Origin of the sequence: Mobilitalea sibirica, from assembly GCF_015999265.1 — a bacterium.
Classification (GTDB): domain Bacteria; phylum Bacillota; class Clostridia; order Lachnospirales; family Lachnospiraceae; genus Mobilitalea; species Mobilitalea sibirica.
Genome location: NZ_JAEAGR010000004.1, coordinates 244,824 through 253,469 on the forward strand (window position 1 = coordinate 244,824; position 8,646 = coordinate 253,469).

Consider the following 8,646-nt stretch of genomic DNA (forward strand, 5'->3'; position numbering starts at 1 on the left):
ACCGCATAATGTAAGCATTTTCAAGGCTTTTTTGATGTTTCAGCCGTGACGCAAGATTTATTATATAATAGCATTCTTCTATTGTCAACATCTTTTTTTAACTTTTTCTACATTTCCATCAATTCCAAATTTTATTTCAATTATCTGGAATTTTAAGCATTATTTTAACTAAATCCAAGGTATCTATAGAAACTTTTGTTATTCCCTAAGAGTTATTACTATGGTTTTCCACAAGTATGGCTTACCGCAATAAACTCTCCGATGAAGATGTTGTGGGTTCTATATTTTATAACTTATTCAGAGTAAAATGAGCATTTCCAAAGGTGTCGATATCCATTATGATAAAAGTGGGAATTTTATCACTTTGTCTTGGCAAGGATAAACTTCCGGGGTTTATTGCCCACACATCTCCACTCAAATCAATTAAAGGCACATGGGTATGTCCAAACATCACAATATCTGCTTGGTTTCTTTTTGCTGCTTCCTTAATAGAGGTAATATCGGAGTTTACCCCATACCGGTGGCCGTGGGTAATCATCACTTTATATTTCCCAATCTGAATCATCTTTTCCTTAGGCAATCCATTAAAAAAATCATTATTCCCTGAGACTAATTCAATCGGATATGTGGCTATCGATCTGATGTATTCTTCCCCACCTTCATAATCTCCTAAATGAATCATTAAATCTATTGGACTTACCCGTTCAATTGTTTTTAATAAGTGGTGGTTTCTACCATGGGTGTCACTAACAATTAAAACCTTCATTCGAATTCTCCCGGATTTATGCTAAACGATCAATAATTAACTCTTTCATGTCCCTTAGGGCCTTTCCACGATGACTGATTTGATTTTTCTGTTCTGATGACATCTGTGCTGTTGTACATTGATATTCTGGCACGTAAAATATAGGATCGTAACCAAAGCCACCGGTTCCGATTATTTTATTAGATATAAGCCCCTCAATCGTACCTCTGGTAGTAATTACCTCTCCATTTGGAAAAGCACAGGCTATCACACATACAAATCTGGCACTTCTTTCATTATCTTTTGCCTTCGCCAATTTATCGATAATATATTGATTTTTTTCTGTATAAGAAGTATTTACACCTAAAAATCTTGCCGAATAGACGCCTGGGGCTTTGTCCAGATAGTCAACTTCGATACCCGAATCATCAGCTAAAACCATCTCACCGATTGCTTCCATTACCGTCTTTGCTTTTATGATAGCATTTTCTTCAAAAGTTTCCCCATCTTCTATGATGTCCGCATCATATCCCACGTCTTTTAAAGATAACAGCTCTATATCGAGATCCTCAAGTATTTCGCGTATTTCTTTCATCTTTCCTTCATTTGATGTGGCAAAAATAATCTTTCTCATTCCATGCCTCCATAGTTATATAAAATTTCAGATAAGAGCCATATTCACGGAAAATTAACTCCTATTCATCTTATATATCATTCTATTTTTGAATACTTATTTTAATCACAGACCTTAAAAGCTTTTGGAGTATCTTTACTCAGGATAATACTCCTCATAAGCTCTCATAATGCCATTATAAATTCCTCTTGCTACTTCCTGAATGTTTTCATTCTTTCGTAAATAGCTTATATCTTTTACATTAGACAAATATCCAACTTCAATTAAAGCTGCAGGTACAACAGCATGTTCCAAGATAAATATATCATCCTTCTGTTTCTTAATTAAACCACGATTTTTTAAAGGAATTGATTTCGCCAATTCCTCGCTCATAATCTGGGCAAGTTCTTTTGTTTTGATGTTTTTAAACTCATTATCATAATAAAGAATCTCGGTTCCATTGGGAGATGTTACATCGTTTGCATTACAATGAATACTGATAAAAAAGTCACTGTCAACTGCATTAGCCAGTGTTACTCGAGGCCTTAAAAATCTTGTTTCATCTGTAAGCCTAGTATAATAAACTTTAATATCTTCCTTGTCAAGTAATTGTTTTAACGCTAATACGATGTTTAGATTTATCTCTTTCTCATACGTCTTCTCATCCTTTGATATTGCTCCAGCATCTTTTCCTCCATGTCCGGCATCTATCACTAAGATTTTATTATAATGCTCTTTCGGATTCTTTAATTCTATATAATAGTAAGCATCATCTTCATGTAAAATATGTGCATATACATTGTCCATTTCTATTAAAATCTGCATTGTGTGCTTCTTAGTTAATTCATCTAACCAACTGGTTACAGTAATATTATGAGCCGGGTCACCTTGGTAATCCCTTATGATTTCTGTGTTTGCATCTTCAGAAGATATATTTTGGGTACTTTCTATCTCCGTATAATAAGGACTACCTACATAAACTTTATCCTGATTTAATCTACCAATCATACCGTTATGTAAATCAGTATTATCTAATCCCCATAGAGTTATTAATATACTTTTTGTTATATACAAATCCTCCATCTGGATTGTAATGTTCTCTCCTTGAGGTTTCTTAACTATTAGCATCCGGTTATCCAGTTGCTTTACGAGTTCCATATCAATATCTTTAAAATCTTTGTTTTCTCCAAATACACTTTGTTTAACCGCAACCTGATTATTCAAATCGGAGAGTGTCTCTAGTTGATGATTCGCCTTTTCTATTATCATAACCTTATCGGAGGGTATCATATCTTCTGTGTTCTGTATATCACTTGCTAATATTGTAACAGCATTATATTGACGGATAGCATAAGATAAAGTAATAACCGCAAGCATTAGGGCAACACTCTGTACTGCTGCTTTTTTTAGTAATGACTTATCCATAAAACCCCTCCAGTCCCTATTTATACGATAAAATGTTAAAATATTTTCTACATAAAAGTATAATATAGTTAAGATTATATTATATTATTACTTTATTCTCAATAATTTTCTTCAGATATTCTTATATATTGCTGTTTTATATCATATATTGCCTTTGTTCATTGTTGCATTTTGCTAAAAATGTCTATATAATGAAAGGTGGAACTTGTTCGTTAAAAAACCTACTGCATGAGAAGGAGAAATTGGAATATGAGTAGTACCAACTATATAAAAATCAAGCAGAAAGACGGTTATATTACACGACTTACACATATAAGCAATACAAAAAGGCCAAAAGCAAGTATACTGATATTACATGGCATGGCTGAACATCAAAAAAGATATTATAATTTTGCCCAACATCTGGTAGAACAGGGATTTGATGTGTTTTTATATGACCATCGCGGACATGGTACGGACAAGAAATTAAGTGAATTAGGATATATAGCCCCCAATAAGGGTTATCAGATACTTATTGATGATGCGATTCATGTTAGTCAGTATATAGAAAATAATAATAGATGCTCAAAATTCTTCCTTTTCGGACATAGCATGGGATCATTGATTGCACGTAATGTAATTCAATCTTATGATAAATATAATGGCGTAATTTTGATGGGGACAACGCATCCTCCAAGATTACTTTCATGCTCCGGTTTAGCACTTGCTTCAATTATCAAAGGACTTAAGGGCCCTAAACATATATCACCCTATATGAACAATCTAATGTTTGGTAATAAGAAATACATCCGCTTATCGGAGCGTACTGCTTTTGATTGGTTATCAAGAAGTCATCCCGTTGTCGGAGCGTACATACACGACCCATATTGTGGGTTTATATGTAGCGCATCATTTTATCATGACCTTATAAAACTCACCTCGCTAGCCATTAAGAAAACTCTTATTCGTATGACAAAAAAAGATCTGCCAATGTTTATAATAAGTGGGGAAAAGGATCCGGTTGGTGGTTATGGCAAAGAGATTAAGAAGCTTCTTTCTGTTTATAAAAAGCTTGAATACAGCAATATAACTTCAAAACTATATCCTGATGATAGACATGAATTATTAAATGAATTAAACAATGATGAAGTGTATTCTGATATCTTATTATGGTTGTCTAAGCGAATTTAATAGAAAAATAAAATATATGCAAAGGGGATGTTCATTATGCAACATCCCCTTTGTTGTAATTGATAGAGGTGTACGTGTATGCTTTTTAAACTAGTATTTCATAGATAACTTATCGTTTTGGTGGTTTAGGTCCCATATATTGATAATAATATGTCTTCATCATACCATTATAGATTTTTCTGTTCTTATCCGCCTTTCTTCCTAGATATTTTTGCGCATCTTCAAAGGCAGTTATGATATAATATGACCATGTATCCAATGAACTAAAAACCTTACCAATCTCCCTATATAGCTCAGGCATGGCGTTTTGTTCTTCCAACCGTTCTCCATAGGGTGGATTTGTAATAATAAAACCATAACGTTTATTACTGCTTAATTCACTTACAGGCTTTTGCTGGAAGTGAATAAGATGATCCACCTGAGCAAGTCTGGCATTCTGTCTGGCTGCCTTAATAATCTCACCATCTAAATCATATCCTTGTATATTCATCTCTACATTACTTAATTGTATATCCAGTGCTTCTTCTCTTGCCTTTTCCCATATGGAACCCGGAAAAATATTCACCCAATTTTGTGCTAAAAATGTTCTTTTGATCCCCGGTGCAATCTTGGCACCTATCATGGCTGCTTCTATGGGGATTGTTCCACTACCACAAAACGGATCAACTAATATCCTGTCCTTATTCCATGGTGTTAACATTATTAAAGCAGCAGCTAAAGTTTCAGTAATTGGTGCCTTACTGGTCAACTTTCGATATCCTCTTCTGTGTAAAGATTCTCCGGAGGTATCAATACTCACTGTCACTTCATCTTTTAATATAGTTACTCTGATCGGATAAGAATCTTCACTTTCTTGAAACCATTCCAATTTATACTTTAACTTCAATCTTTCAACAATCGCTTTTTTCATGATTGATTGAATATCAGATGGACTAAAAAGTTTACTGTTAACAGAATTTGCTTTCGCAACCCAAAACTTACCTTCCTTAGGAATATACTCCTCCCATGGAATTTTTTTAGTATTCTCAAAGAGCTCATCAAAGGTTTCCGCTGTAAAAGACCCTACTTTTAATAAGACCCGCTCCGTTGTTCTAAGGAACATATTAGCCCTTGCACATGCATCAACCGGTCCTGTATAACTAACCTTTCCATCCTCAACTTTTGTAATCTCATACCCAAGATCCGTTATCTCCCTCTTTAATAGTGCTTCCATACCAAAATGACATGGTGATATATATTCATAATGTTTCATCATAACCTCCGGGCATTCTATGCCTACTTTAGTATTCTCTAGTTATTTTAAAACTCTTTTCCACTTACGTCAATGCACAAATAAGTATTAACATTCCAGTTTACCTCTATAAGCACGGATACCTCCATATAGACTTTTTATGTTATACCCGTCTTTTATTAAATCTCTAGCTGCTAATAAACTAATATTCCCCCTGTCACAATAAAATATGAGGAGACAATTTCGTTTAAATCTATACTTTTCATCCTCAAGTTCTTCATAAGGAATATTAACAGCGGTAGGAATATGCCCTGCCAGAAATTCTTCTCTTTCTCTTAAATCTATAATTAACACATTACGTCTACCAATATATTTTGTTATTTCACTCGTTTTTATTGTATCAAAAGACATTCCTATACTGTCACCCCTTTATTTTTGAAGAATAAATTCTCCTATATATCTTATTCGGGATTTTATATTTTGCTAATCTCACTGGTATAAGAAAAGTTGCTTTGTTATAACGGCGATCTTAACGAAAGTAATGATTTTTATACAAAGATATGTATACATGAAAATATCCCCTTCTAATAGAAGGGGATATTGAAGAATTAAAATAGCATAAGTTAATTAATAATTGTTATCAAGATCATCTAAATCTCTGAAGTTATTTCTGTTCGAATTACTTGTGTTATTTCTTGATGTTGAATTATTGCATCTGCTGTTATCCTGCGCATTGCGGCTGGTTCCGGTAGTGTAGTTAGATGTTCCTACATTACTGGTGTTATTGCTTGTATTAGCATTTCTGCTGTTATTTGATGTGTTATTGCTTGTATTAGCATTTCTACTATTGTTAGAAGTGCTATAATTTGATGAGTTGTTACTTGTGTTAGCATTTCTGCTGTTGTTTTGTGTGTTGTTAGATGTGTTGTTACTTGTACCAGTATTTCTCATGTTAGAAGTTGAGTTGTTACTGTTTCTTGAATTATTGTTGCTTGTTGTCATAGAATGGCCTCCTAATAATAATATATAAATTGATATTACAACGTTTATTATCTTCTTTTTTATTTGAAATATGCATACTAAGATTTGATTTTCTTGGGATTGGTATTATTTTCATATTCAAATTAAAAATATATATTTCCATCGCCTAAATATTTTATCTTTTCGATATATGACATACAAAAATCAGCTAAAATATGTACTATAAACATATAATATTCGTCAATAATAGTATTCTCGAATATTCATGTTGCATAATAAAAGTATCTGTATTATAATAATAAAGTGCTTAGGGAACGCCCTAAGCTCTATATAACCCCTTATTAATTATTTATACTCCCCTCATCGAAACGACCGCTTGGCTCCCCCTTGCGGTCGTTTTACTTTTTATAAAAAAATCCCGTCCATTTGAAATCAGGACGGGTAGATTAACATAATTACTTTCATTTCCTTTATTAAACTAAAAACAATATCAATATTATCGTCTACGAAACAAGAGATATATCATTAATATAAAAAGCAAAGGCATACCAAAGGAAAATAAAAAGCCGATTAATATTCTGCCGATCGTAAATAGTGAAGCTAATACTATAATAAATATCAACAACATTACAATTCTATGATACCATCTGGTGTTAGTAAAAAATATTCCATTTCTCTTTTTCGTATGTTTATTAGAATTTTGAGCATTATCTTGATTGTAATATTGATAATCAGAATATTCTTGACTTCCCATATAATTACTTTTTTGTTTTGCAATCCGCTCGGATTCGATTATAGTTCTTGCGATTAGTCTGGGATCGCCTAATTCTTCCAATATCTCTTCTTGCTGCTTAGTCGAATTGGAGCCTATATACTGGTCATAATACTGAATGTGTTGTTCTATAATTTCAGGCTCTGTTTCACCTGCTAATGACTGTCTTAAAATTTCTAAAAACTCTCTCTTACTCATTTAAACCAGCCTCCTTTTTCCTATTCTAACAGATTAAAGACTAAGTGTAAACTATATTGTACCTTATTTTAAAGCTTGTTAATATCTACCGTACGGTACCGTCCACTTTCTCTAATGATCGGCCGGATACTTATGTTTATAATCGAATTGATAACCATTTCTTCCTATATGTTAACGAAATATATTATAATATCTACTTTTGAGCACAAAAAATGTGTATTGCATAACAAGGTATACAATACACACTATAGTGTGTGCTAGAAGATTCGAACTCCCGACCTTCTGGTCCGTAGCCAGACGCTCTATCCAGCTGAGCTAAGCACACATAACTATTTATATTTTTCTAAACATAAACCACAAAGAAATCATTCATTCCTTTGTGGTCTGCGGATTCGTTTGCATTGATTAAGTAAGCTTAATCACCGCTCACTCTTCCTGCATAATGTATAGAATAATGCCGGCGACCGGAATCGAACCGGTACGGGAGTTTAGTCCCGCAGGATTTTAAGTCCTGTGCGTCTGCCAGTTCCGCCACGCCGGCATCAATGGGACCTATAGGGCTCGAACCTATGACCCTCTGCTTGTAAGGCAGATGCTCTCCCAGCTGAGCTAAGATCCCATGGTTTTAAAAAATAATTAAAATTCATTATTTAATTAATTACACACATGTTATAACAAACAATTATGTTATACACCGGATATATTACATATCCTGAGCGACCCAGAAGGGACTCGAACCCTCGACCTCCGCCGTGACAGGGCGGCGCTCTAACCAACTGAGCCACTGGGCCAATAAATAAAAAGTGGACCTTCAGGGACTTGAACCCCGGACCGACCGGTTATGAGCCGGTTGCTCTAACCAACTGAGCTAAAGGTCCAAAAGCAGTCATAAAGAACCGAAATTCTTAAAACTGAAGTTCTTAGGACTTGAACCGATAACCTGCTGTAATGTGGCAGTTGCTCTGCCGATTGAGCTAAATCGGTATACCGGAAAATTGGTATTTTATTACCTATAAACAAATGACTCCAAGGGGATTCGAACCCCTGTTACCGCCGTGAAAGGGCGGTGTCTTAACCGCTTGACCATGGAGCCGCATTAGTGATTATATCATATAGTATTTATTATGTCAACTAATTTTTAACGAATTGTATACGATAAATAATTTCCTTAAAACACGATTTTCATACTAAGATTTATTATGCAAATATTAGTTTTTTATTATTAAAAATTAATAATTAACTCCCCGAGTAGGGCTCGAACCTACAACCCCACGGTTAACAGCCGTGTGCTCTACCATTGAGCTATCGAGGAAAATTGATTCTACACAAGAAAATGTTCATCCATTGAGTTCACTCTTTTGACTTCGTCCAAAGAGTTATCTCTTTCAACTGTATAACCTTTTTAGGTCAAGCCCTCGACCTATTAGTAACAGTCAGCTACATGTGTTACCACACTTCCACCTCTGTCCTATCTACCTGATCGTCTTTCAGGGGTCTTACTAGCTTATGCT

At 34.3% G+C, this 8,646-nt stretch carries 8 protein-coding genes, 7 tRNA genes and 1 rRNA gene; 1 reads left to right on the top strand and 15 read right to left on the bottom strand.

Annotated elements, in window-relative coordinates:
- Positions 1-286: 286 nt before the first annotated feature.
- The 3 genes from I5677_RS06240 to I5677_RS06250 all read right to left on the bottom strand — a co-directional run bounded on the left by I5677_RS06240 (position 287) and on the right by I5677_RS06250 (position 2,783).
- Positions 287-766 carry a metallophosphoesterase family protein gene (locus I5677_RS06240; RefSeq protein WP_197660712.1) on the bottom strand — a complete coding sequence of 160 codons (480 nt, stop codon included), beginning with the start codon at positions 764-766 and terminating at the stop codon, positions 287-289.
- A 16-nt stretch (positions 767-782) separates the two neighbouring features.
- Positions 783-1,379, bottom strand: a complete 597-nt coding sequence (locus I5677_RS06245) for an XTP/dITP diphosphatase (RefSeq protein ID WP_197660713.1) — start codon at positions 1,377-1,379, stop codon at positions 783-785.
- Positions 1,380-1,514: 135 nt separating this feature from the next.
- Positions 1,515-2,783 carry an N-acetylmuramoyl-L-alanine amidase family protein gene (locus I5677_RS06250; RefSeq protein ID WP_197660714.1) on the bottom strand — a complete coding sequence of 423 codons (1,269 nt, stop codon included), beginning with the start codon at positions 2,781-2,783 and terminating at the stop codon, positions 1,515-1,517.
- A gap of 249 nt (positions 2,784-3,032) precedes the next feature.
- Between I5677_RS06250 and I5677_RS06255 the strand changes: the two genes are divergently transcribed.
- Positions 3,033-3,953 (top strand): alpha/beta fold hydrolase, encoded by a 921-nt coding sequence (locus I5677_RS06255; RefSeq protein WP_197660715.1) that lies wholly within the window; start codon positions 3,033-3,035, stop codon positions 3,951-3,953.
- A gap of 109 nt (positions 3,954-4,062) precedes the next feature.
- On the opposite strand, the gene I5677_RS06260 is transcribed toward I5677_RS06255, so the two are convergent.
- The 12 genes from I5677_RS06260 to I5677_RS06315 form a co-directional block, all read right to left on the bottom strand.
- Positions 4,063-5,205: a THUMP domain-containing class I SAM-dependent RNA methyltransferase gene (locus I5677_RS06260; protein ID WP_197660716.1), complete on the bottom strand. Its 1,143-nt coding sequence runs from the start codon at positions 5,203-5,205 to the stop codon at positions 4,063-4,065.
- 87 nt (positions 5,206-5,292) lie between these two features.
- Complete coding sequence (locus I5677_RS06265; RefSeq protein ID WP_197660717.1) at positions 5,293-5,595, bottom strand: rhodanese-like domain-containing protein; 303 nt, start codon at positions 5,593-5,595, stop codon at positions 5,293-5,295.
- Positions 5,596-5,811: 216 nt separating this feature from the next.
- Entirely contained in the window at positions 5,812-6,186 is a 375-nt protein-coding gene (locus I5677_RS06270; RefSeq protein ID WP_197660718.1) for a hypothetical protein, read from the bottom strand.
- Positions 6,187-6,661: 475 nt separating this feature from the next.
- Complete coding sequence (locus I5677_RS06275) at positions 6,662-7,135, bottom strand: DUF1700 domain-containing protein (protein WP_197660719.1); 474 nt, start codon at positions 7,133-7,135, stop codon at positions 6,662-6,664.
- Between the two features lie 251 nt (positions 7,136-7,386).
- Positions 7,387-7,460, bottom strand: a tRNA-Arg gene (locus I5677_RS06280).
- A 130-nt stretch (positions 7,461-7,590) separates the two neighbouring features.
- Positions 7,591-7,676: transfer RNA gene (locus I5677_RS06285), tRNA-Leu, on the bottom strand.
- Between the two features lie 5 nt (positions 7,677-7,681).
- Positions 7,682-7,754, bottom strand: a tRNA-Val gene (locus tag I5677_RS06290).
- Between the two features lie 98 nt (positions 7,755-7,852).
- A tRNA-Asp gene (locus tag I5677_RS06295) sits at positions 7,853-7,926 on the bottom strand.
- Positions 7,927-7,939: 13 nt separating this feature from the next.
- Positions 7,940-8,013: transfer RNA gene (locus I5677_RS06300), tRNA-Ile, on the bottom strand.
- A 143-nt stretch (positions 8,014-8,156) separates the two neighbouring features.
- Positions 8,157-8,228 (bottom strand) — tRNA-Glu (locus tag I5677_RS06305).
- Positions 8,229-8,375: 147 nt separating this feature from the next.
- A tRNA-Asn gene (locus tag I5677_RS06310) sits at positions 8,376-8,447 on the bottom strand.
- 91 nt (positions 8,448-8,538) lie between these two features.
- Positions 8,539-8,646 (bottom strand): 23S ribosomal RNA (locus I5677_RS06315); the annotation flags it as partial.

Coding starts and splice junctions, on each gene's coding strand:
- I5677_RS06270 (WP_197660718.1), bottom strand. CDS start 6,186: ATGACAACAAGCAACAATAATTCAAGAAACAGTAACAACTCAACTTCT.
- I5677_RS06260 (WP_197660716.1), bottom strand. CDS start 5,205: ATGAAACATTATGAATATATATCACCATGTCATTTTGGTATGGAAGCA.
- I5677_RS06245 (WP_197660713.1), bottom strand. CDS start 1,379: ATGAGAAAGATTATTTTTGCCACATCAAATGAAGGAAAGATGAAAGAA.
- I5677_RS06265 (WP_197660717.1), bottom strand. CDS start 5,595: ATGTCTTTTGATACAATAAAAACGAGTGAAATAACAAAATATATTGGT.
- I5677_RS06240 (WP_197660712.1), bottom strand. CDS start 766: ATGAAGGTTTTAATTGTTAGTGACACCCATGGTAGAAACCACCACTTA.
- I5677_RS06275 (WP_197660719.1), bottom strand. CDS start 7,135: ATGAGTAAGAGAGAGTTTTTAGAAATTTTAAGACAGTCATTAGCAGGT.
- I5677_RS06250 (WP_197660714.1), bottom strand. CDS start 2,783: ATGGATAAGTCATTACTAAAAAAAGCAGCAGTACAGAGTGTTGCCCTA.
- I5677_RS06255 (WP_197660715.1), top strand. CDS start 3,033: ATGAGTAGTACCAACTATATAAAAATCAAGCAGAAAGACGGTTATATT.